The sequence below is a fragment of the Psychrobacter sp. R86515 genome (assembly GCF_042466315.1).
In the GTDB taxonomy this organism is placed as follows: domain Bacteria; phylum Pseudomonadota; class Gammaproteobacteria; order Pseudomonadales; family Moraxellaceae; genus Psychrobacter.
In genome coordinates this window covers 1,217,897-1,241,850 of record NZ_JAXHCC010000001.1, presented here as the reverse complement: position 1 = coordinate 1,241,850, position 23,954 = coordinate 1,217,897, and the positions used below count along the sequence as shown (strand labels likewise).

At 42.9% G+C, this 23,954-nt stretch carries 18 protein-coding genes; 10 read left to right on the top strand and 8 right to left on the bottom strand.

Going from position 1 to position 23,954, the window contains the following annotated elements; all coding sequences use genetic code 11:
- Nucleotides 1-217 precede the first annotated feature (217 nt).
- Nucleotides 218-1,477 carry an NADP-dependent isocitrate dehydrogenase gene (gene icd, locus SJY28_RS05255; RefSeq protein ID WP_379543707.1) on the bottom strand — a complete coding sequence of 420 codons (1,260 nt, stop codon included), beginning with the start codon at nt 1,475-1,477 and terminating at the stop codon, nt 218-220.
- A gap of 437 nt (nt 1,478-1,914) precedes the next feature.
- Here icd and SJY28_RS05250 point away from each other — a divergent pair, with 437 nt between their 5' ends.
- Nucleotides 1,915-2,529, top strand: a complete 615-nt coding sequence (locus tag SJY28_RS05250) for a pseudouridine synthase (protein WP_379543706.1) — start codon at nt 1,915-1,917, stop codon at nt 2,527-2,529.
- Nucleotides 2,530-2,742: 213 nt separating this feature from the next.
- The gene (locus SJY28_RS05245) at nt 2,743-3,597 is read left to right on the top strand and encodes a DUF305 domain-containing protein (RefSeq protein ID WP_379543705.1); all 855 of its coding nucleotides are present in this window, start codon (nt 2,743-2,745) and stop codon (nt 3,595-3,597) included.
- 152 nt (nt 3,598-3,749) lie between these two features.
- Here SJY28_RS05245 and SJY28_RS05240 read toward each other — a convergent pair whose 3' ends face one another.
- Nucleotides 3,750-5,780, bottom strand: a complete 2,031-nt coding sequence (locus SJY28_RS05240; protein ID WP_379543704.1) for a M61 family metallopeptidase — start codon at nt 5,778-5,780, stop codon at nt 3,750-3,752.
- 324 nt (nt 5,781-6,104) lie between these two features.
- On the opposite strand from SJY28_RS05240, the gene SJY28_RS05235 reads away from it, so the two are divergent.
- Nucleotides 6,105-6,590 (top strand): peptidylprolyl isomerase, encoded by a 486-nt coding sequence (locus SJY28_RS05235; RefSeq protein WP_057758283.1) that lies wholly within the window; start codon nt 6,105-6,107, stop codon nt 6,588-6,590.
- 506 nt (nt 6,591-7,096) lie between these two features.
- On the opposite strand, the gene SJY28_RS05230 is transcribed toward SJY28_RS05235, so the two are convergent.
- Nucleotides 7,097-9,307, bottom strand: a complete 2,211-nt coding sequence (locus SJY28_RS05230; protein ID WP_101205548.1) for a carboxy terminal-processing peptidase — start codon at nt 9,305-9,307, stop codon at nt 7,097-7,099.
- A 464-nt stretch (nt 9,308-9,771) separates the two neighbouring features.
- Here SJY28_RS05230 and nagZ point away from each other — a divergent pair, with 464 nt between their 5' ends.
- On the top strand, nt 9,772-10,848 hold the full coding sequence (gene nagZ, locus SJY28_RS05225) for a beta-N-acetylhexosaminidase (protein WP_379543702.1): 1,077 nt from the start codon (nt 9,772-9,774) through the stop codon (nt 10,846-10,848).
- A gap of 112 nt (nt 10,849-10,960) precedes the next feature.
- On the opposite strand, the gene SJY28_RS05220 is transcribed toward nagZ, so the two are convergent.
- Together SJY28_RS05220 and SJY28_RS05215 are read right to left on the bottom strand one after the other, a co-directional pair.
- Nucleotides 10,961-12,559, bottom strand: coding sequence for an OmpA family protein (locus SJY28_RS05220; RefSeq protein ID WP_379543701.1), 1,599 nt, complete (start codon nt 12,557-12,559; stop codon nt 10,961-10,963).
- A gap of 301 nt (nt 12,560-12,860) precedes the next feature.
- Nucleotides 12,861-14,504 carry a hypothetical protein gene (locus SJY28_RS05215; protein ID WP_379543700.1) on the bottom strand — a complete coding sequence of 548 codons (1,644 nt, stop codon included), beginning with the start codon at nt 14,502-14,504 and terminating at the stop codon, nt 12,861-12,863.
- 414 nt (nt 14,505-14,918) lie between these two features.
- Between SJY28_RS05215 and SJY28_RS05210 the strand changes: the two genes are divergently transcribed.
- The 6 genes from SJY28_RS05210 to SJY28_RS05185 all read left to right on the top strand — a co-directional run bounded on the left by SJY28_RS05210 (nt 14,919) and on the right by SJY28_RS05185 (nt 20,146).
- Nucleotides 14,919-15,527: a rhomboid family intramembrane serine protease gene (locus SJY28_RS05210; protein WP_165598370.1), complete on the top strand. Its 609-nt coding sequence runs from the start codon at nt 14,919-14,921 to the stop codon at nt 15,525-15,527.
- Between the two features lie 103 nt (nt 15,528-15,630).
- Nucleotides 15,631-16,587, top strand: a complete 957-nt coding sequence (locus tag SJY28_RS05205; protein ID WP_379543699.1) for a metallophosphoesterase — start codon at nt 15,631-15,633, stop codon at nt 16,585-16,587.
- 107 nt (nt 16,588-16,694) lie between these two features.
- Nucleotides 16,695-17,246, top strand: coding sequence for a 5-(carboxyamino)imidazole ribonucleotide mutase (gene purE, locus SJY28_RS05200; protein WP_379543698.1), 552 nt, complete (start codon nt 16,695-16,697; stop codon nt 17,244-17,246).
- Between the two features lie 197 nt (nt 17,247-17,443).
- Nucleotides 17,444-18,820 carry a 5-(carboxyamino)imidazole ribonucleotide synthase gene (locus SJY28_RS05195; RefSeq protein WP_379543697.1) on the top strand — a complete coding sequence of 459 codons (1,377 nt, stop codon included), beginning with the start codon at nt 17,444-17,446 and terminating at the stop codon, nt 18,818-18,820.
- Nucleotides 18,820-19,269: a DUF188 domain-containing protein gene (locus tag SJY28_RS05190; RefSeq protein WP_102093310.1), complete on the top strand. Its 450-nt coding sequence runs from the start codon at nt 18,820-18,822 to the stop codon at nt 19,267-19,269. Before SJY28_RS05195 ends, SJY28_RS05190 begins: the two co-directional genes overlap by 1 nt.
- Nucleotides 19,270-19,504: 235 nt before the next feature.
- On the top strand, nt 19,505-20,146 hold the full coding sequence (locus SJY28_RS05185; protein WP_341609822.1) for an NAD(P)H-binding protein: 642 nt from the start codon (nt 19,505-19,507) through the stop codon (nt 20,144-20,146).
- Nucleotides 20,147-20,304: 158 nt separating this feature from the next.
- Here SJY28_RS05185 and epmA read toward each other — a convergent pair whose 3' ends face one another.
- The 3 genes from epmA to SJY28_RS05170 all read right to left on the bottom strand — a co-directional run bounded on the left by epmA (nt 20,305) and on the right by SJY28_RS05170 (nt 23,729).
- Nucleotides 20,305-21,333, bottom strand: a complete 1,029-nt coding sequence (gene epmA, locus SJY28_RS05180; protein WP_379543696.1) for an EF-P lysine aminoacylase EpmA — start codon at nt 21,331-21,333, stop codon at nt 20,305-20,307.
- 50 nt (nt 21,334-21,383) lie between these two features.
- Nucleotides 21,384-22,493, bottom strand: coding sequence for a 4-phosphoerythronate dehydrogenase (locus tag SJY28_RS05175; protein ID WP_379544923.1), 1,110 nt, complete (start codon nt 22,491-22,493; stop codon nt 21,384-21,386).
- A 108-nt stretch (nt 22,494-22,601) separates the two neighbouring features.
- The gene (locus tag SJY28_RS05170) at nt 22,602-23,729 is read right to left on the bottom strand and encodes an AI-2E family transporter (protein WP_379543695.1); all 1,128 of its coding nucleotides are present in this window, start codon (nt 23,727-23,729) and stop codon (nt 22,602-22,604) included.
- Nucleotides 23,730-23,954 lie beyond the last annotated feature (225 nt).

The following is a 23,954-nucleotide window of genomic DNA, read 5'->3' as shown; positions in this document are numbered from 1 at the left end:
TAAACCATTAAGCCTAATCGCTTTTGGTTTTTATACTCAGAAGCGATTAAGCGAGTTCAAGTTTTAGTAAAAAACACCTCAACCGTTTTCGAACGTTGAGGTGTTTTTTTGTGTTTTCTAAAATCTTTATAAAGAGTGACATAAAAAAAGCCACCTATATAATCAGGCGGCTTTTGATACATAGTAATAAAATAGAATGCTGAGAGCTTAAGTAGTCTTATGCTTCCATATGCTTAATAATCGCCTTACCAAACTCAGAAGTACTCAATAAGGTAGCATCTGGCATCAGACGCTCAAAATCATACGTGACTGTTTTATTAGCAATCGCTCCTTGGATACCGCTAATGACAAGATCAGCTGCTTCCGTCCAACCCATATCACGAAGCATCATCTCAGCAGACAATATCAGTGAACCTGGATTTACTTTATTCTGACCAGCGTACTTGGGCGCAGTACCGTGCGTCGCTTCATAAACCGCAATCGCGCCACCTTTATTTGCACCAGGCGCGATACCAATACCGCCTACTTCAGCCGCCAATGCATCAGAGATATAGTCACCGTTTAGATTGAGTGTCGCCACTACAGAGTAATCTGCAGGACGCATCAAAATCTGCTGCAAGAAGGCATCAGCGATGACGTCTTTAATAATAATATCGTTACCCGTTTTTGGATTTTTCATGGTCATCCATGGACCGCCATCTAATGGCTCTGCACCAAAACGCTCTGCCGCTAGCTCATAACCCCAATCCTTAAATGCGCCTTCAGTGAACTTCATGATATTACCTTTATGCACTAGCGTCACATTTGGCAAATCATTATCAATGGCATGCTGAATCGCTTTGCGTACTAAGCGCTGAGAGCCTTCTTTTGAGACAGGCTTGATACCGATACCGCAGTCTTCAGGGAAGCGAATACTGGTCACACCCATCTCATCTCTTAAGAAATTGATAACTTTTTTGGCATCGTCGCTGCCCGCTTTCCACTCGATACCCGTGTAGATATCTTCTGTATTTTCACGGAAAATAACCATATCCGTCAGCTCTGGATGCTGTACTGGGCTTGGTACGCCCTCAAACCAGCGTACGGGGCGTTGACAGACATACAGGTCGAGGTTTTGGCGCACTGCGACGTTTAACGAACTAAAGCCGCCACCCACTGGCGTGGTCAATGGACCCTTGATACTAATGACGTAGTCTTTTAGAATCTCTAGCGTCTCGCTTGGCAAATAATCGCCGTCATATACTTTCGCTGCCTTTTCACCAAGATACGTCTCCATCCAAATGATAGACTTCTTGCCATGATACGCTTTATCAACTGCAGCATTGACTACTTTTATCATGACAGGCGTGATATCTACGCCGATCCCATCACCTTCCACAAACGGAATAATCGGATGATTAGGAACATTTAATGTTAAATCTGCGTTTACGGTCACTTTTTCGCCGTCTCTTGGCACGATAACCTTATCATATGACATCGACGATACTCCTTGGTTGTATGTTGGACGTCGCAAGCGAACTAGGCACTTTGTTATGCTAACCGTTTTATTATAGTTGTAACGCTCTGAGCGCTTATTGGTTAAGCAAAACTTTGATGAGTACGACACTTGCGACATTGATTTAAACAATGTTAAAAATAGCTCGAAGCTAAAAAATTAAAATAAAGACCCAAATAATGATTGTCGCTTACAGATAGTAGATATTTCTCTATTAAAAATATCAATACCACTATCAGAATACGGATTTAGGATAACAGCAAATTTATATAAGCGCTGTCCTACTTTTGTAGCAGGTCATGTAGCATACAGCACATTAAATATATCGCCTTTAGTCTTGTTGCTTAATACTAGCTCTGCATCACAAAACATACGCTACAATGGTTCATTGTCCATCAAAAACTAGGAAACACCTTTTTATGTCTACTTCTAGTCTCATTCTATTCAACAAGCCTTATGGCGTGCAAAGTCAGTTTAGAGATGACAGTAATAACGACCACACCACCCTATCGCAATACTTTACCGATAAGGCTTTACGAGTTGCTGGTCGGTTAGATGCTACTTCAGAGGGCTTGCTGATTTTGACCGATGATGGTCGCGTTAATAAAGCAATTACTCATCCGCCAAAAGCCAATGCAGGGCGCAAACAAGGTAAAACTTATTTAGTGCAAGTAGAAGGAACACCTACTGCTGAGCAACTCAATAAGCTTAAACGTGGCGTGGTTTTAAAAGATGGTAGAACGCTACCTGCTGAGGTCAAACACGTCAGTGAAGAAGAACTACCGATGGCGCTTTGGCAACGTAATCCACCAATACGTGAGCGTAAAAGCGTACCGGACTCATGGCTGATGCTGACAATATATGAAGGTAAAAATCGCCAAGTTAGACGTATGACAGCGCACGTCGGTTTGCCTTGTCTGCGTTTGATACGTTGGTCAGTGGCAGGGTTTGAACTGGGTGATTTAGCTGTTGGGGAGTTTGTACGTGTTCATCTAACTAGCGAACACTGTCGTCAGCTAGGTATTTTTAACTAGTTTATATGGTTTTGAGTTTAGATACTGTTGATTAATTCACACTGTTTGGCTGTTTAGCCCCTAATATAAAGCTTCAATATTAATATATTACGACCTGTTAAACATAGTGTCTCGAATGGGTAAGGTTTATCTGCTAACATTCAGCACGTAATTGATTATGTATAATAAGTATTATCCATTTATCGTTTGGTTTTTTCACAATAGGGATATGTCATGATTGCTTCTCGTCGTTTTCTTTCGTTGGTCACTAGCATTTCTGCAGCGCTTGTATTGAGCGCCTGTCAGCCAACGACAGAGGACAACCAATCAAATCCTGCAGAAGAAACCTCACCGCCAGTGACTGATATGCCACATGCTGAGCATGACGGTATGGCAGACGACACTCTAACAAATGACAGCGATAACAGTGTCAATGATGAGTCTCAAGTGAGCGATATGCTCAGAGACTATACGAGATCAATGACTAGAATGCATGATGAGATGATGATTGGTATGGGTTATAACGATCCTGATACCGCTTTCGCTAAAGGCATGTTGGGACATCATCGCGGCGCGGTAGAGATGGCAAAAATAGAGCTCAAGTATGGTACTGATGAAGCGATGCGCCAGCTTGCTCAGGACGTCATCACAGCACAGCAAGCTGAAATCGACGTCTTAAACAAGTGGCTGGCTAGCCATCCTGATGCTGCCAAACCTAAGCCAAATACTGTGGCGATGCAGCAAGCATACGCTAAAAGCATGGAAAACATGCATGGCGAAATGACTTTGGGTGTGGCTGATCCCGTGCCTGATATGGCATTTGCACGCGGTATGCTACCACATCATATTGCCGCTGTTGATATGGCAAAAGTTCAGCTCGAATATGGGACAGATGAAGAGATGCGTCAGTTGGCTCAAGATGTCATTGATAACCAGCAAACTGAAATTGATGTGATGAAAAACTGGATTGCTGCGCTTGAGGCTGCAAGTAGCAACGAAGACGATAGCTCCGTAGATGAAAATATTGAGCATGAAACTACCGATAATAAGAACCTAGATAATCTAGATAACAGAGCTAAAGAGCAGTAAACGTATATCTTCTCGCCAACCTCTGACCTATCGAGCATTTAAGTTGCTTGGATATATCTACAATATTAAAAGTGTTTAAAAAACCCTCTTCTAAGCAGTATTGCTCGGAAGAGGGTTTTTTGTATGGAAAGGTATTTTATATAGCATCGAGGCTATCGTTTCATAACATTAAGCCATGTCTCCCAACCTGCCTCACCTTTTAATTGCTCATTATCATTCTCTAAAGTCTTATCTCCTTTTGCTAAGCGTAGGCTTACTTTATGAGGAGGTACTGCTCCAGTCATGCCAGTTGTCTCATCTCGCGGCTTAACTTTAGTTGTCGTTTCGGGTTGAACCTGAACACACATCAGCTCATCACGACGGAATAAATAGCATTCAACAGGATGCTCTGTATTAACCAAGGTGATAAGTTGTTTCGTATCTGCTTTGATGCCGTCAATCGCGATAATAACGTCATGCGCTGAAATACCAGCTTTAGCCGCAATACTACCTCGCATCACACGATTGACCTTGAGCCCAGCTGGCGTCTCATTACATCGCATACCCCAAGGCACATGCTTGTCAGCGGTTTCTTTGGTATTCGCCTGTATTTTGACACCGTTTGCCACTAGCAACGCTTCAATTGGCAGCTCTTCTACCCCGTTGACATAACGGCGTTCAAAATCTTCCCATTCTGCTAGCGGCATAAACTGCTCAATGACTGAGCCCATGTCAGCACTACTGATACCAATCCGCTTACTGTCGTTCTGCTTGGCTTGAGTATAAAAAGCTTTGACCACATCAAACAAACGATAACGACCGTCGCTATTTTTGAGTAAGATTAGATCCAGACATAGAGCTACCAACGCGCCTTTATTATAGTAACTGATACCCGCATTGCCTGTATTTTCATCGGTACGATACAGCTTAATCCAAGCATCAAAACTTGACTCTGCCACGCTTTGATTACCACGCCCTGGAGTCTGGTAGTAGCGATTGATTTGCTCGGCTAGCAGTCGCAGATAATTGGCTTTATCAATCACACCTGACGCTTGCAACATAAAGTCATCGATATAAGACGTAAAACCTTCGAATACCCAAAGTAATGGCGTAAATGCTTCACGTCGTAAATCGACATCGATCATGACATCAGGACGTACCGTCTTCACCCACCATGAGTGAAAATACTCATGACTACATAATCCTAAAAATCGCTGATAATCTGTACTTGGTAACTTTGGCTCATTAGTGCTGGGTAAGTCATTGCGCGGGGTAATAAGGCTAGTAGAGTTGATATGCTCAAGCCCACCATAGTCCTGACCGCTGGCAAAAGTCATAAACGTATAATCGTCAAATGGCGCATCGCCTAACCAATCTACGTAGGTCTGACAAATCTGAGTAATATCTTGCTGCAATCGACCTAGATTGGCATTCTGCTTACCCGACAGGTAAAAGCTATGATGTAGCGTCTGGTGCTCATTATCATGAATAATAAAATCAAACTTTTCTTGTTCTGCGATTTCGAATGGATAATCAATCAGCTCGTGATAATTGGCTGCCTGTAACTTGTAAAGGTGCTGACTATTCGCTTGCTGACTGCCTTTTTGCTGCTGATCAACATGCAGGTGCGTAGCGTCCAACCCACAAGCCAACAGTAATTTGCTACTTTCTTTGTCTGCAAAAAATGTCTCAGGCACAATCAAGCTAACTTGGATAGGCGCCTGCTCTTGCCCTTCGACGGCGAGCGCAAGTGAGGTGAAATTACCGTAAAGTCGTTGCTGATCGACATAGGCTGTACGCACGGACAAGTCATAGCAATAGACTTCGTACTCAACGATGACACTCTGCCCTGCTTGCGCCGCTGGCAGCTGCCATGTATTTTTGTCGATTTTTTGCGCGCGATAAGTTTCTGGTTGCTTGTTACTATCCGCTGTTTGAGCCTCTACTATTTGATAATGTACCGCAGTGATGTTTCGAGCAAACTCGCGCATTAGATAACTGCCTGGTATCCACGCTGGTAACCAAAGCTGCGGAGCGTCGGATACTGCTGTAAAGCTCAGGGATACATCGACCAAATGCTCGTAGAAACGGGCAAAATCAAATTGATAGCTTATATCAACTATCGTTTTAGCCTTAGTATCATCATGATTGGTTGAAACATTGCTCGCTGGTTGTTTAGTAGTGGTATTGGCAAATGCAGTCATCGTATCTCTCATCCTTATTTTTATAATTATGCTAGAAGTCCTGCTCTAAAAAAGCAACTCCTAAACCATGAATAGCCAATAGCTATGCATTAACTATAGAAAATAGCAGTTATTATTGTAAATTGTGGCATTAATTGGCATTTTTTATGTTTTTTGCCTTGAAAGTTATGTGGGCCATCTCAATTAAAGATGCTAACTGCTAAAGTTACTTTAATAAACTGATGATAATTGACTAATGACGTGGCCTTTTGGCTTGCAGATTGGCTTTTTTAGGTTTATTGCAACCGTATTTAATTTTTTACATAGATATATTTAGGATATTTTATGACTACTATCGCAAAAGACACTGCCGTCAAATTCAATTACACACTAAAAGACGACGAAGGCAATATCCTTGACCAGTCACCAGAAGGTCAGCCACTTGCTTATCTACATGGTCACAGCAACATTATCCCAGGCCTAGAAGCACAATTAGAAGGTAAATCTGCTGGCGAAAAAGTTAATGCAGTCGTTGAACCTGCTGATGGCTACGGCGAATACCAAGAGCAAGCAGTACAGCACGTACCACGTGACAACTTCCAAGGCGTTGATGACATTCAGCCTGGTATGCAGTTCCAGTCAGAAGCTGGTGGCCAAGTAATGTTGGTTACTGTGACTGCTGTAAACGATCAAGAAGTTACTGTTGATGCAAACCATCCATTGGCTGGCAAGCGTTTGACATTTGATGTTGAAATCCAAGAAGTACGTGCAGCAACTGAAGACGAACTAAACCATGGCCATGTACATGGTGCAGGTGGCGTTGAGCACTAATCTCTTCTAGAGTATAGTGAAAATAGTTAGATAATAAATTATTAGATTTATCATCTAATCTAAAAGGCCAGTAGCCGATCAGGTTACTAGCCTTTTTTTATGCTTATCTCATGGTAAGTTTCGAATTAATATAAATATGATCAACTTGAGTACTATCTATTTAAAGAATCCGCTATAAACATTATTAATATCCAGACGTAACAAAGCCGCATAACGACAAGCGTCATGCGGCTTTTATTACCAACCATCCATGTTAGCGTTACGTGATACCTAATCCCGGGGTATCTCATAACTGACAGGCATCCAGCCTTATCATCCTTAATCAGCAAACTACTTATCCCTAGTGCGACCTTCAAGATACCAATCCCTAGTATCAATGAACCGTTTCGTTCAATCGTGCCGTACAGTTATAGTCGCAGATTGACCCTTCGTTGGTAAGAGGTCTAAACGTCAATCTATGTAAGCATATGCTTACATAGATTACGTAACGCTATAATAACTTCATTTTATAGCTTCTCTTCAGGGCTAAGCATTGTCTTAGGTTCAGCGCTGAGCATGAGATAAGCCGCCTCATTGATAAATGCTTCATCCTCTGGCAACTCTGGACGTTCAGCGGCTTTCATGCGGCTACGTTCTTCAAATTTTGCGTCCATCGCTGCCTGATAAGTGTTCCAGTTAGAGTACGGACGCTCACCAGTTGCGATAAGGCGCTTGTTTTCTGCTTCTAATGAGCGTTTTTCAATTAGTTGCATTTTAGCTCGGCGACTATTGATATCTAATCGAACAGGTTTCTTTTCATCATCCATGTTACGAATATCATTTAGCGTCGATAGATAAGTAAACTGCGGGTCTTTTTGTTGGCGAATCTTAGACTGCTGATTAAGCGTCGCCAACGTGTCACTGGTAAACTTCCCTTCAGGCTTGTACGGTGCTGTTCTGATAGTGTCCCAAGGCAATGCTTTTTTCTGAGCGCGCTCGCCAAAGGTTGCATCATCATAGATATTGACTAGCTCAACATCTGGTACAACACCTTTATTCTGTGTACTACCGCCAGTGACACGATAAAATTTACGCTGAGTTAAGGTAGCAGAGCCTAAAGCTAAGCTATCGAGCTGAATCTGCGCCGAGCCTTTACCAGTCGTCGTACTACCAACCACTAATCCGCGACCATAGTCTTGAATAGCAGCAGCAAAGATCTCACTGGCTGATGCCGATGCTAAATTGGTAATGACCGCCATCTTGCCATCATACAGCTGCTCGCCGCCATCGTTGTCGCGATACACTTGAATATTGCCGCGATTATCACGAATCTGTACCAGTGGTCCGCTCTTGATAAAGAAACCTAACATCTTGGCAACTTCATCTAATGAACCGCCAGGATTATTGCGCAAATCAACCACTAGGCCATCGATATTTTGTTTATTCAACTCTTTTAACGCTTTTTCAGTATCGATACTGACGCTACGGTAGTCCTCACCATTACGACGCGCCCGATAGTTTAGATAAAAGCTCGGTATCTCAAGTACGCCAATACGTTTTGGCGTCTTATCAATATTAGGACGCTGCACTTCTACTACTCGCTGAGTGACGCCAGACTCTTCTTGCTGGATGATATCACGTACTACCGTGACCGTACGGGCGCTAGCATCTGGCGTGTTAGGTTGACGTAATTTCAGTGTGACCGATGTACCGCGTTTCCCGCGAATCAAGCTGACAATCTCACGCGTTGACCAACCAACCACGTCCGTCATGGTTTCGCCATCTTTTGCGATACCAACGATCAAATCATTGGGCTTGATTTGACCTGACTTAGCGGCTGGACCACCATCGACCAAAGTCACAATACGGGTATAATCCGGATTTTTGCGATCTGGACGAATAGAGACACCAATACCTTCTAACTGAAGACTCGACTGGATTTGCAGTTCAGTCGCTTGAATCGGTGCATAGTAATTACTGTGCGGATCATAAGTCAGCATCGCCGTATTTAAGATAGTCTCCATGATTTCATCATCTTTGAGACGCTTAAACTGTTCCTGTTGACGTGACAAACGATTTTGCAAAATCTCATTTGGCGTACGCTCATCGTTACGTACCAAGTCTTGCCCACGAGTGATATCTGGGTTGCTTAAAAATACTTTTTCTTTGGCTTTTTCGTCCTCTTGACCGAGCGTAATGCTCATCAACTGAAACTTTAGCTGACGTTCCCAGTAATCACGCTGCTCTTTTTTGGTTTTAAAATGGCCGAGTTTTTCGCGATCAAGAATGATTGTGTCGTTACCTGTCAAATCAATATCTGTTTTGAGCATCTTGGTGGCCATCGCAAAGTACTCGTTTGAGCGTTTGCGGTAACGATCAAACACCTCTACCCCTGCAGATAGATCACCTTGCTTTAGGCGAGCGCCAAAATCTTCAGCATGTTTTTTCTTAAGCTCATCGACATCAGATTGCAAAAATAACGTATGGTTTGGGTCAAGGCTATCGATATACATTGATAGGATTTCGCTACCAGTCTTGCTATCTAAAGGCTGATTGAGATAATGACTGCGATCCAGCAAGGCGGCTACTTGACGAGTTGTGACCTTTTGCTCAGGGGTCTGAACGAAACTTCCCGTATTGGTCTCGGCGACTGCAGTACCATAGCTTTGGGTCAGGATAATACCGGCGATGCCCACTGACGCTGCACTGAGTAACCACTGTGCTGGTTGTTTTTTCATCATATGTACCTAGTTATTTGAAGTTAATAGTAATGGGTAATTCATCAGAATTAGAAATGCTTAAATCTGTTATGAACTATAAATGCTGTGTTTTTTATTCTTATACTTTATGCATCATTAAATACTGATATATAGTCAAAAATCAATCAATATTATCACGCGCATAAATACTGAACTGTCTCAAACTGTATAAGCAATCTTACACGCTACACCTGTACATACCAAACTTTCTATCACTTTTATCATACATAGTAATTGAGGGCTATCAACATCAATTTAATGCCTAAATCTAATGGCTATTAGCAAATTGATTTGACCCCGATAATCTGCCACATTATGCTCAATTAATAATAACTGTCATAATAAGACATCTGAACAATGATTGATAAGCGATAAGACAGCCATAGATAGATAATCAGTCACCCTCATAATATAACCATATATAAAATAATAAGGAATACGCGATGTACGGCGTTTTAATGATAGATATCGATAGTACTGCTTTGACCGCTGAAGATGTCAGCTTGATTAAACAAGCACAGGTCGGTGGAGTAATATTGTTTGGTCGTAACGTCACAGATGCGGCCCAAGTCAGAGCACTGTGTGAGGATATACGTTATCACAATCAAGACATACTTATCGGTGTGGACCAAGAAGGTGGACGAGTCGCAAGGCTACGTGAAGGCTTCACGCCCCTACCTGCTATGGGTCGATTGGGTGAGCTATTCAATCAAGACCCGAGTCAGGCACTTAGCTGCGCCTACGATTGCGGTTATCTAATGGCAGCTGAAGTACTAGCTGTAGGAATTGATTTGAGCTTTGCACCCGTACTGGATAGAGATGGTATTAGCCAAGTCATCGGTGACCGCAGTTTTCATCATGAGCCGCAAGCCATCACTGCGCTTGCAACACAGTTCATGCGTGGTATGAAAGTGGCTGGTATGGCAACCACTGGTAAACACTTCCCTGGTCATGGTGCCATCGCTCCTGACTCGCACGTATCAGAAGCCATCGATACGCGTAGCTTAGATGAAATTATCAATAGCGACATGCAACCTTTTGCTCAAACGCTACATAGTCTGGACGCTCTTATGCCAGCACATGTGATATTTTCACAAGTAGACGACAAGCCAGCAGGTTTCTCCAAAATTTGGCTACAAGATATCATTCGAGATGAGCTTAAATTTGATGGGGTACTATTCTCTGATGATTTATCGATGGCAGGTGCAAAGGCGGCTGGTGATGTCAGTGCTCGCGTAAAAGCAGCCATTGATGCTGGTTGTGATATTGCCCTCGTATGTAACGACCGTGTGGCTGCTCATGAGGCGGCTAAAGCTGCTCAAGATCTGCCTTACCCTAACCAGCAACGTATCAAAACCATGCGCGGCAATATCCCAACATGGCAAGGCGACCTTGAATCTACTTGCCAGCAATTTGAATACTGGCAGCAAGCCAAGCAGAATGTTACTCAGACTTTTTTTGGTAGTCAAACGGATACTCAGACTGCTAAAGAATCAACAGATCCTACTCTGTATAAATAATAGCTTACTTAACTATCATCGAGTAGCATACAAAAAACCGCGCCTTTATAAGATGCGGTTTTTGTCATTTAACTATTATTGTCTAACTGCAAGAAAAAGAAAAATATATAAATTAATTGGTTGGGTCTACCGCAGTACCTTGGGTAGCATCATCGCCATCTGGTAACAAATCATCATTGTTACTATCCAATGGGTTCATATCTGGATCTAGCGAATCACTGTTTATCATCATGCCGTCATTTGCGCTGACCACTTCGTCATTGACCATAAATTCAATACGGCGATTGCGGAAGCGACCTTGTTCGGTCGAATTATCTGCGATTGGTTCTGATTCGCCTAAGCCTTTGGTGGTTAGTTTACTAGCATCAACTCCCTTAGACACTAGATACGCTTTCACTGACTCAGCACGCTCCTGAGACAGCTCCATATTATAGGTATCAGAGGCTTGACTGTCTGTATGACCGACAATCATCAGCTTAATATCAGGTACATTATTGATGATTTCTGCAGCACGGTCTAGCAGCGCCTTATTGACTTCAGGTATAACCGCTTCATCTACTTGGAAGTTAATCACCTGAATACTCAAAGCGCGAGCAACATCACGTGGATCTGGGTTATCACCCAGATTGGTCATCGCCACATCTGCAGCAGCCAGACTATCATCAATCTCACCTTGTAGGTCTAATGGACCTTCAGCTTGCACGGTCATGGCAGGAGCAGCTGCTTGTAAGTCAGCAACCAACTTGTCCAACGCAGCTTTATCAGGAGCATTAACAGTAATGTTATCGCCTTTGATAATCATGCTCGCGTTCGGTACATTTTTGATAATTGGTAATATCGTTGCCAGTTGAGCAGATGCTGGCATATCTACTGCAAAGTTATCATCAACGTCAGCACGGCATTTATTGGCTTCATCACCAAATGCACCAGTCAAAGCATTCATAACATTGGTTTGTAATGTCTCATCACCTACGCTCATACGACAAGCATACAGCTCGCTATTTTCACCAGTTGCGATACTCAGTGATGCAGGTTCAATCGCGCCTGCAACCGCTAGTGCCTCATTACCTTGCACCCCTTGCTGCACTGTAGCCGCTGGTGTTGCTACAGGCTCAGGGTTTTCTTGACAGCCTCTGAGTAGAGCCCAAGCCAATGCACCCAAGATAATCAAACCAATAATAGGTAGCAGCGCTTTCATAAAACTCTCTTTTGGCTCTTCTTCTTCTTTTTGTAGTGGCGCTGTACTGGTCGTATCAGAAATCGGTGCACCAGCCGTAGAGGTGGCAGCGACCGCACTAGCAGGCAAAACAGTACCCGCCCATGCAGGTATATGATGCTGATAACTGTTCAGGTTATCATTCAAAAATTGCGGAACAGGCGTGGTACCAGCTAAGCTTTTTATTTCATGAAAAGCTAGTGGCGCTGCCATCGCAATTAGACCGCGTGAAGCGGTTGCATCGACATTGTGTTTGCCTGCCAATTCGCGAGAAATTTGGTCGCGGTGTGCCCCTTCTGTCCATACACGATCATAAAAAGCGTTGTCATCACGGGCAATGTTTTCATTGGCAAAGCGGCTAAAAGTATCATTGTCTGCAAGACGAGCAGCAAAAATGGCATAAAACTGCTCTAATAGGTTTTTCTTAGCTGGGCTACGGTCATCTTCCAATACGGCTGGGCTGACGGTGCGTGTCAAATGGCTAATAATATCCATAATATGGCTCTCCCCTTAATTTTTATTTATATCATTTGTTCGCTCAAAAAGCAGCTATATCATTCTTTTGTATTCAATCATTATAGTATTAGATAGTCATGGTAGCGATAAATCCATCAAACTACTTTATTTGGCTTTGATTATTATAAAATTCTTAAGCTGCTATTCACAGTCTGTGCGTTGTTGTGCAAATGATACAGTAAGTAATGTTTCGGTTGGCACACGTAACTGTAGCTAAATTACATGAAAAGATAGGCCATATAAAAAGACACGCCCTATGAAACGGCGTGCCTTATAAAAACTATCTAACTTGAGCTGGTTCAGCAACGATAACCGTGTTTGCCATCTCATCCACTTCTGAAGGTGAAAAAGGGCCTGGCGGTCTGGTGGCTTGATTATTCGAAGGAAAGTTGTTGGGAATATTACTCGCGCCATTGGTAGGCAGATTGTTGGGCGCGTTATTAAAGCTATTATTGTTAGGCAAAGGAGTTGGTATCACACGATCTCCAGTATCATCATCCGATGCTTGGTATTCGCCAGAGTTACTATTTACCCCATTATTGTTGTATTGATTATTAATCCCCGCCCCATCATCTACAAACTGATTATTTGCGTTTGCCATGTTGTTCGTAGCATCACCAATGTTGCTATTATCAGGCAACGGCAGTGGCGCTGTACTCTCGACCACCATCGCTGGTACTAAGCTTCGTATTTCTGCGACCAGTTTTTGCAGCAGCATATTGTCTGGTGCCTCCAGAGTGAGACGGTTGTTTTGCACATGTAAACGTGCAAATGGTGTTGATCTAAGCATCGTCAAGACATTGGGCAGTGTCTCCGCAGGCATATTAGCGATTGTGGTTGCTACCCCATCCTGTATGTTTAATTCACAAATACTTGCCTGCTCACCAAAACTTGTATTGAGTGCCTGTTGTAACGTGCTTTGCAGTGCAGCATCGCCAACGGTCGCGCTACAAGTGTACAAGTTGCCGCCGTTATCTACACCGACAATAATCTCAACAGGAGTCGTTGTTGGTACAGGAGGCACGGGTGCTGGCGGTGGTTCAACAGGTACTGTGGCCACGGGTTCTACTGGTATTTCATTATTGGGTTTCACTAATAATGCCCATGCTGCTAGGGCAAGCGCAGCCAAAGCTACTATCAATAAAAATACGCGTATTAGTAGATCGTTTCGTTGATTACGAGTGCGCACCTGTGCACGCTTCAAATTACTGTTTTCTGCCAGATGATAAGCTGCTGGATTGGCATGAATAGCATCACTACTGGCAATCGCATCGTTATCTAACGCTTCAGTGCTTACGCGTTCAGCAGTTGATATTTGCTCTATACTTCCTACATCATTATTCGTTATTGCTGTGTCTATGCCAGCTATGCCAGTATCTAAAGTAGCGTCATCAAGTCTATTCGATATGTCGTCACTTACTGGCACATGTACTGGCACATTATTATCATCTGAACCAAAGCTTTTCTGTATTTGCTGATCCACACCTTGAGTAGCAGTAATCGCAGCTGCTGCCCAGATAGGTAAATATGGACGTAAAGCAGCCTGTTTTTCTTGTAAAAATGCTGGCAAGAACTGCCCATTGGCCAATACTTTTAGCTCACGATATGCCAACGGCGCGGCACTAATTAGTAATTGCTCAGTTGTCTGCTCATCAATGTGATGAGTGGCTGACAACTCTTGGACGATTGTTTCTTGCAGGCTTTTATCTTGCCATATTTGTTCAAATAATGGGCTTTCATTATTAGTGCTAGTAATTACTTGATCAGTACGCAGCAGTTGTGAGTAAACCTGTGGCACAGCTAGGCGCGCGGCCAAAACAGCATAAAACTGTTCAAGTAGACTGACATAGGCGACATTGTTGCTATCATCATTACCCATTACAGCTGGGGTTACCGTTTGTTCTAGCTGGTCAATAATGTTCATATTTCACTGCCTCTATCAGCCTTATTGGAATGTGCAAAATTAAGCACTTATTTTATTTTCGTCCATGTCATTTGTGTATTTTGCTTCTTTGTCTAAAAGATTCATTGCAGCGCGGATGCATGAACACTACTCTCGTCTTTAACCTTGCTTTAAAAGTTTCACTTATGTTGCATGGTACACTGCTACATTATTCACTATAACCGCATAAAAAAGCATCGTTTTGTCACACAATAGGTATTCGCGTTATCGCAACTGCTGTTAGTATTAGTCTATTGCTAATAGTTAGTACTTAATACGGATCAGACGTCAAACTTATTTTTTACTCAGCCGTAACGCTTAGGCTTTGAATATTGTCATTTGTAGCTTGTCATTTGTAACATTGTCACATATCAGGCACGGCCTAAGGATTTTCCTTTGTTAAACCATACGACGCTTATTATCATTATTACCGTTATTGTCAGCTTATTGGCTTGGCAAAACAAGACGCTATTTAATCGATTGATTTTTTACCCGCCAGCAGTTAACAATGGGCAATGGGATCGCTTTGTGACCCATGGCTTTATTCATGCTGATAGTATGCATTTGCTCTTCAACATGTTTACTTTGTATTTTTTTGGGCGTGCTATCGAAGGACTATATCAGCCGTTTTTATTTGGCTACGGTTTTGTGGTCTTTTATGTGTTGGCAATTATCGTTGCCATGATTCCAAGTTACGTGAAAAACAAGAACAACGCCAGTTATTTGAGTTTAGGCGCATCAGGCGGCGTATCAGCTGTGCTGTTTGCTTTTATCCTGCTAGCACCATGGGAGAGAATTTACCTCTTTGCCGTGATCCCTATTCCGGCGATACTATTTGCCGTGGCTTATATATTTTATAGTATCTATGCTGATCGACGCGGTGGCTCAAACATCAATCATATGGCTCATATGTGGGGCGGCGCATTTGGCGTTATCGCTACGATTGTTTTGGAACCAAAAGTACTACCGCATTTTATCAATGCCTTGCTATCACCGGGATTTTAGACATTTTTACGTATAATAAAGCTAGCACTTTAAACACAGTTATATTTTATAAACTCTATTTTGCGCAGGGTACACTTCTACATTTGAGATTTAGTAATACATTATGATTATAGATATTATCGGTGATATACATGGTTATGCAGACAAACTGATCGGTCTGCTGCATCAGTTGGGCTATGAGCATAACGGTCAGCATTTCATGCCACCGACAGGTCATAGGGCTTTGTTCATTGGTGATTTGATCGATCGTGGTTCGCAGCAACTAGCTACACTGGAAATTGTCTTTGCAATGCTAGATGCCGATGTAGCCGATGCAGTAATGGGCAACCATGAATATAATGCGTTGGCATATGCCACGCGCGATCCTGATAATACTAGCCAGTATTTACGCCCGCACAATGATATCCATAGACGCCAACATGAGGCGTTTTTAGCAGAGATACCATTTGGCTCAGAGCAACATGAGTACTGGTTGCAGCGTCTATACGAAATTCCATTATGGATTGAGACCGACTACGCCTGCTTTGTACATGCTTGCTGGGATACAGTTAGCATGGCAATACTAAAGCCTCTCTTGACTGACGATCACTGTCTGACTACGGCAGGTCTAATCGCAACGGCTAAAGAAGATACCATCGCCTTTGACGCTTTAGAGCGAGTGTTAAAAGGGGTTGAAACAGGTTTACCTGATGGTATTGTGATGGTAGATAAAGAAGGTACCGAGCGTACACGAGTGCGAGTACGTTGGTGGCTAGATGAGTTAAATACACGCACCCTGCGTGAAGTGTCTCGTGCTCCATCGTCCGCATTGGCACAAATACCGCCTGACGCACTGGCTGAAAATATTGAATTTGCGCTAAAAACTCATAAACCTGTGTTTGTCGGGCACTATTGGCTCACTGGCACCCCTGAGCCACTCAGCCCGCAAGTTGCCTGTACCGACTACTCTGCAGCAGTGGATAGCGGCTATCTAACATGCTATCAGCTAGATACCGAACATCCATTACCATTGACGGCCAAGCATTTTGTTCAGCATTATCACGATGAAAAACATATATAAAATCGTGATATCAATGCAATTAGCGCCATACCAGTATTAAAAGTCAAACTTGGCTTTACGAGTGTAGCAAAATTTTTGTATGATGGTCTTTTTGAGGATATCCAATCATGAGCACCACGAATACTGCTGCTAACCAGAACGGTCCAATCACCTCCCCTGCTGGTCAGCCAAAAGTCGGCATTATCATGGGTTCGCAGTCTGACTGGGCAACTATGAGTGCTGCTGCGCAATTGCTTGCAGACTTTGACATTGCTTTTGATTGTGAAGTTGTCTCTGCACACCGTACGCCTGATAGATTATTTGATTATGCCAAAAGCGCAAAAGACAATGGTCTACAAGTGATCATCGCTGGTGCAGGCGGTGCCGCTCATCTGCCAGGCATGTGTGCCAGTCAAACGCCGCTACCTGTCTTTGGTGTCCCCGTAAAATCATCTATGTTGAGCGGTTGGGATAGTCTACTGTCTATCGTACAAATGCCAAAAGGCGTCGCTGTTGGTACTTTGGCGATTGGTGCTGCTGGTGCTTATAACGCTGCCCTACTTGCAATTCAAGTATTAGCATTGCATGATGCTACGATTGCTACTAAGCTCGATCAGATGCGCCAGTCTCAGACTGAGACTATTCTCGCTAGCCCAACACCAGGTACTATTAATCCTTAAGTAAATATAAATCGATCAGCTTTTATAGCAGAGTCTTCTAGATTGACCGCTTAACAATTGAAGCTATCACTGTATACTTTTAAGCAATTCTGATTAGAGATAAGGTGCATACAGTGCACCTTTTCCTATTTTCACCCATTGAGTTTTAGTTTTTCATATACCAAACATCTTATTCACTTTTATTCAAAGAGCCTGCCATGACTACAGCAAACGCTTATCCTGTTACCCAAACCATTCGTACCATCGGTATTTTAGGCGGTGGTCAGCTTGGTATGATGCTTGCCGAAGCCGCTATGCCATTGGGTTACCAATGTGTATTCTTAGAAGACAATCCAGAATGCCCTGCCAGCTTATACGGTCGTGTCTTTCATAGCGATCAATTAGAAGACTTTATCGCAGCAGCGGATGTCTTTACGTTAGAGTTTGAAAACACGCCAACGTCTACGGTCGAACAGCTGGTTAGCTTGTCAAAATCTGGCAGCAAGCAAGGCATGTTCCCACCATTGATTGCGCTTGATATCGCTCAAGATCGTCTCAAAGAAAAGCAGATGTTCAACACGCTTGATATTGCAACCGTGCCATTTATGGAAGTCAATTCTGAAGCTGAGCTCAAGCACGCTTGTAAAGAATTGGGCCTGCCTATCGTTCTGAAGACCAGCCGCGGTGGTTACGACGGTAAGGGGCAGTTCGTTATCAAGCAGGACAGTGATATTAAAACTGCTTGGCTAGATCTAAAAGACGCGGTCAGTGGTAAAGGCTCACTTACGCCAACACCTGCGCCGTTAATTGCTGAAGGCTTTATTAACTTTAGCCGTGAAGTGTCTATCATTGCAGCAAGAGCGCAAAATGGTCAGGTACGCTGTTACGACTTGGTCGAAAACCATCATCACCATGGTATTTTGGCCAAAACTCAAGCACCTGCTGTTGGCACGAGTCACCTGTTTCAGCAAGCAACAGATGCTATCACCAAAGTCATGAATCACTTGGATTATGTCGGCGTTATGGCGCTTGAATTATTCGTCACCAAAGATGCTCGCGGTCATAACGCGATATTGGCGAATGAGATCGCACCACGGGTTCACAACTCTGGACACTGGAGTATCGAAGGCGCTATTACCAGTCAGTTTGAGAATCATATCCGTGCCGTGGTTAACTTGCCATTAGGCGATACAGACAACGTGCATCCTGCGATTATGGTGAATGTACTGGGTCAATATCCTGATATCAGTGCAGTATTAAATATTGATGGCGCTCATTATCATAGCTATCATAAGGCTGAGCGTGACGATCGCAAGATTGCTCATATCACTTTGATGCCTAATGACGTGACTGATTTAGAGCCTGCTATGGCAAAACTGGTTGCTATATTGCCAAACAAGGTTGGTCTGGATAAAGAGTATGCAAGTGTAGATACTCAGCCTAGTAAAGCAGACGTCGATGCTAAGAGTAATGCTAAAAACAGTGCTCAGAACAGTGTTCAAAGCGATGCCACAGCTGGTGAACTAGACACTAAAGATAGCCAAACAGACAGCCTGACTGCTACTCCATTAAAATCTGAGAAGGCCAAAAAATAATGCAGATTTGGGTGGACGCAGACTCGGTACCATTGATTGCCAAAGACTTGATTATTAAAACGGCTGAACGTACCAAGACCATGGCTATATTTGTGGCCAATCAGCCGATTAAGCTACGCAAGTCGCCCTTACTTGTCATGACAGTCGTGCCATCAGGGTTCGACAAAGCTGATGATTATATCGTCGAGCAGATACAGGCTGGTGACTTAGCTATCACTAGCGACATTCCTTTGGCTAATGACATTTTGGACAAAGGTGGTATGGTATTGACGACGCGCGGCGTGGTCTACGATAAGAACAACATCAAGCAAAAGCTCAATATGCGCGACTTTATGGACACCATGCGTGGTACTGGCGTCCTAGAGTTACAGGAAATGAGCGGTCAGAAACCCTACGGCGATCGAGATAAAAAAGCCTTTGCCGATGGGCTTAATCGCTTGGTCCGTTAGTATTTTTTATCGTTCTATCTGACGCCTACCCATCCTGTCTTCTATTAAGTAACATTATCTAGCCAACGTTTGCTTCCTTGCAAACGGTATACACTCTATAACCAAACACTATTCAATCAGCACGCTTTATAACGAAGCGTGCTACCTATCTTTGTTACTCTATATTCGGTTTTTAAGATAAATAAACTTACTGAATAATTCAAACAATAGCATTTAAATAAGAATAGGAATGATTATGAAAATTTTAGTCGTTGGTGCAAGTGGTCGAGTGGGCGGTGATTTGGTTAAGCAGTTATTGGCTGATGACCATCAAGTTATTGGCACGACTCGTCAGAAAGAAAAACTATTTGATAATGACAATTACACCCAGCTAGATTTAGACATTACAGCCAGTAAAGACTCTATTGAAAAACAACTAGATCAGGATATCGAGGCTGTTTACTTTGTAGCAGGATCTGGTGGCAAAAATGTCTTAGAAGTTGATTTGCACGGTGCCGTGAAAACGATGCAGGCTGCACAAGATAAAGGCATTAAACGTTATATTATGCTGAGCTCAGTCTTTTCATTAGAAACTGACAAATGGGACGAAAACCCTGGTATTGCAGATCTAAAAGAATACTATATCTCAAAGCACTACGCCGATCACTGGTTAGTGAATAACAGCTCGCTGGATTACACTATCGTACAGCCAGGCGCACTAAAAGAGCGCGCAGGCACTGGTAAAATTACTATTAATGATACCAGTTCTGGTGAGAATGCCATCGAAGATGTAGCGACAACGCTAGCCGCGGTGCTAACCACAGATAACACCATAGGCAAAGTCTTCAATCTACATAATGGTGATATCGATATCAATGAAGCAGTTGCTACGGTATAAATAAATTTAGTATTAGCAAAATTGGTTGTAGACGCTAGATTTTAAAAGCAGCCAATACAAAAGGTCCTTATCGATTCGCCAATATCTAATTGGTAAATCGGCAACGACCTTTTTATTATGTATTTAGATTACAGCTAATCTAAAAGAAGCTCATTCAATTATGCTTGCCCACTGGGAAAAGGAATGACTTCTTCCAAGCTGCTTGCACCTGTCAACACCATTAGCAATCTATCCATACCGACTGCGATACCGCTACATGGCATCAAATCATTGGATGCATCTAATAGATATTCATCGATTGGCATTTGAGGTAGGTTATGACGCGCACGTAATTGATTGTCTTGTTCAAAACGGTCATGCAATGCTTGACCATCTGCTAGTTCATCATAAGCATTGGCAATCTCAATGCCATTGATATACAACTCAAAACGTTTTGCTATTTTATTACCGTCTTTGTCCATAGCTGTCTTCGCTAGTGCAGCGGTCGCAGGTGGATACTCTATGATTAATGTCGGCAAATCATGACCTAGGTTTGGCTCTACGGCATGACTGAATAACAAATCTAACCAGCTCTGACGACGGTTTTCTTCGCTATCATCAGCATTATTAAAATCAAACCCTGTCAAACCCATATCTTCTGCCACGGCTTGCAATGCAGTTAAACTCGCTGTCAACGGATGTATGCCAACATAATCCATAAAAGCATCGACATAACGATAATGACTCATCACAATTGAATGACCATAAAGTGCCTCTAACAACTCATTAAGTTCAGTTGCCATCTCGTCCAGACTATAATTCGGTTGATACCATTCAAGCATCGTAAATTCAATATTATGACGTGTGCCTATTTCGTTATCACGAAAGACAGGGCAAATCTGATAAATAGGTACTTGCCAGCTGGCTAATAAACGCTTCATCGAAAACTCAGGCGAGGTATGCAAATAATAAGTGCGTGGACGGTCTTGATAGGTCACGTGAGCTGCTACAGACTGCAAAAAAGTGTCTGTATTGCCTGCTTGGGATAATAGCGGTGTTTGCACTTCTAGCACTTGTCGCCTGGTAAAAAACTGACGAATATTACTGATAAATTGCGCACGCTGTTGTGCCATCGTAAGCGTCATGGTTGGTGCGTAGCTAGGCTTAGAAGTAATAGGCTGCGAAGAAATATTATTTGCTTGAGTCATTGGGCTCTACTGCGACTGATGAATAATTGGTTGCTGAATATCTTGTTTAATTAAAACTGCCACTCACGGCGCAAGTGGTAATCACGTCTCAGACCGTCAAAGTCAGCACCATTTACTTGCCCATCCACTGCTTTATTTCGCAACGAGGTATCATCCTGCATAATGTCATAAAACTTTGGCAGTCTATCTGGATATGATTTTAGTTCAGACCATAAGAACATATTTAGCGGTAGCAGATTGGACATAGATTGAGTGGGAGGTATCGATAATTTTTCACACAGTGCATCATAAATGATTTGTGTGCCACGTAGCTTACCTTCTAGCGTATAGCCAGCGATATGCGGTGTTGCAATAGCAAGTCTGGATAGTAAGCTTGCTGTGACTTCTGGCTCATGCTCAAACACGTCTAGCACCACTTGACGCCCAGTACGCTCAATATCTGCTTCAAGTGCTCTTTCCTCGATTACAGGTCCGCGCGCACTATTAATTAACATTGTATCGGCAGGCATCATTACTAATGCAGCTGCGTTGATAAGGTGACGTGTTGGGTAATCACTACCTTTAGAATTCGTCGCATTCCTTTCATTGGTTAAAGGCACATGCAGACTAACCACGTCACTTTGGCTAAGTACCTGCTCCAAGCTAGCATTATTAGTTTTAGAGGTTGGTAACAAGGGATCATAACCTAGCACCTGCCAACCCAAATCATAGGCATACTGAGCAAGCGTGCCGCCGATATTGCCAAGACCAATGATGCCTAATGTTAATGACGCCGACTGCTGCCAATACTGTGGACGCAAAGTTAAGATAGCCGTCAATACATATTGAGCCACAGAATGCTTGCTACAACCAGCCGCATTGGCGAAAGTGATATTGCGAGACGCTAGATAATCTTGATCTACATGGTCGGTCCCAATAGTCGCAGACCCAACAAACTGCACACTGTTATTATCAACCAGTAAAGTCTTACCTACTTTTGTCACCGAGCGTATCAGCAGTACATCTGGCTGTACTTCGGTAAGTAGCGCTGCATCGATATCTCGACCAGCGACAGTAATGATATCAACCGTATGCTCAGTCAGCTGACTAAGCATAGCGTCATTAAAAAAATCATTCAGACTAGCGATGTTGCTGTCCGCTAAAATAGTGATATTTTTAATCGCGCTTAACTTATCGGTCTTATTATTCGTCAACTCTGCCATATTCTCATTTGTCATTATTCATCGTCTCTATCGATAATTTTTTACATCGTATTTGCTAGCGACTCATTATTCCGGTCCATGCACAGGATCTATCGCACGAGGGTCAGAAAGCATTATCTCCTGCTGAGCAAATATCTCATTCTTATGCTGCGATATCCACTCGCGCCATACCGCAAGCCCAATAGCCAGCACGACAGGCCCAATAAACAAACCAACAAAACCAAATGCTGTAAGACCACCCAGTACACCAATAAAAATAATGATAAAAGGAATCTTGGTCGCGCCGCTAATGACGATAGGACGAATCAAGTTATCTACCCAGCTAATCACCAGTACACCCCACAGTGCCAAACCAATACCTTCTGCAGTATGCCCTTGACTCAATAGCCAAATCGACACACCTCCCCAAACGAATGGTGTGCCGAATGGAATCAAGGCAATAATAAACGTGACAATGGTCAATAAGATAGGACTTGGCGCACCAGCGAAGTAATAGCCGATACCAGCCAATAGTGCCTGAGCCAATGCCGTCAGCCCAATGCCGTATACCACAGCGCGCGTAGTTGTACCCACAGAATCGATGTAACCATCAATGCGATTACCGATGATGTTACGCAGCGCTTGACGAATCTGCCGAACCAGACTGGTGCCATCACGATAAAAAAAGAAGAGTGTCATTAACGCCATACCGAGTTTGGCCAAACTACTGAACACCACATCAAAGGCTATTTTGCCATAATATAAATGCGACTGAACCCAAATGCGAAAAGCTTCTAGCGTCCCTTCTGGGTTTTTATTGATGCGCCACAGTACGTCTTTGACTTGCTGACCGATGATAGGCAAATCTTTGAGGGAGTCAGGCACATCTAAGTAACCTACCTTGATACGGTAAATCAAATTACTGATTAAACTCAAAGCTTCTTGCTGTAAGATAAACACACCGATGACCAGTGGCACGCCTATTATCAGTGAGATACTCACCGTCATAATAGCAGCACTAAAATCTGGGCTTAGCTTCACCTTTTCATGGAAGAAATTATAAATAGGAAAAGTCACATAGGCCAAAATCGCTGCCCACAGCGCTGGTACAATAAAAAACTGCACCACTTGAAAACACAATACGAATAGCACCACTAGCAACGTAATTGCCAATAAGCGCTGAATAATAAATTCTTTTGTCCAGTTTTCAATCATAGCGTATAAACCAAAAGCGGACAGCAAACGATAATTTTGCTGGCGAGTTTATAAATGTGTGATGAATATCAGCTTTTAGACATTGTCTGTAAGCCATATCCATTAGCGAGAGTTGCGAATCATACAAAAAAGCATTGGGTCGGACTTATGAAATCATATAACGATTAAGTAATATGGCAATTAAATAGTATGACGATTAAATAGTATGACTGTGCCCAGTTCCAT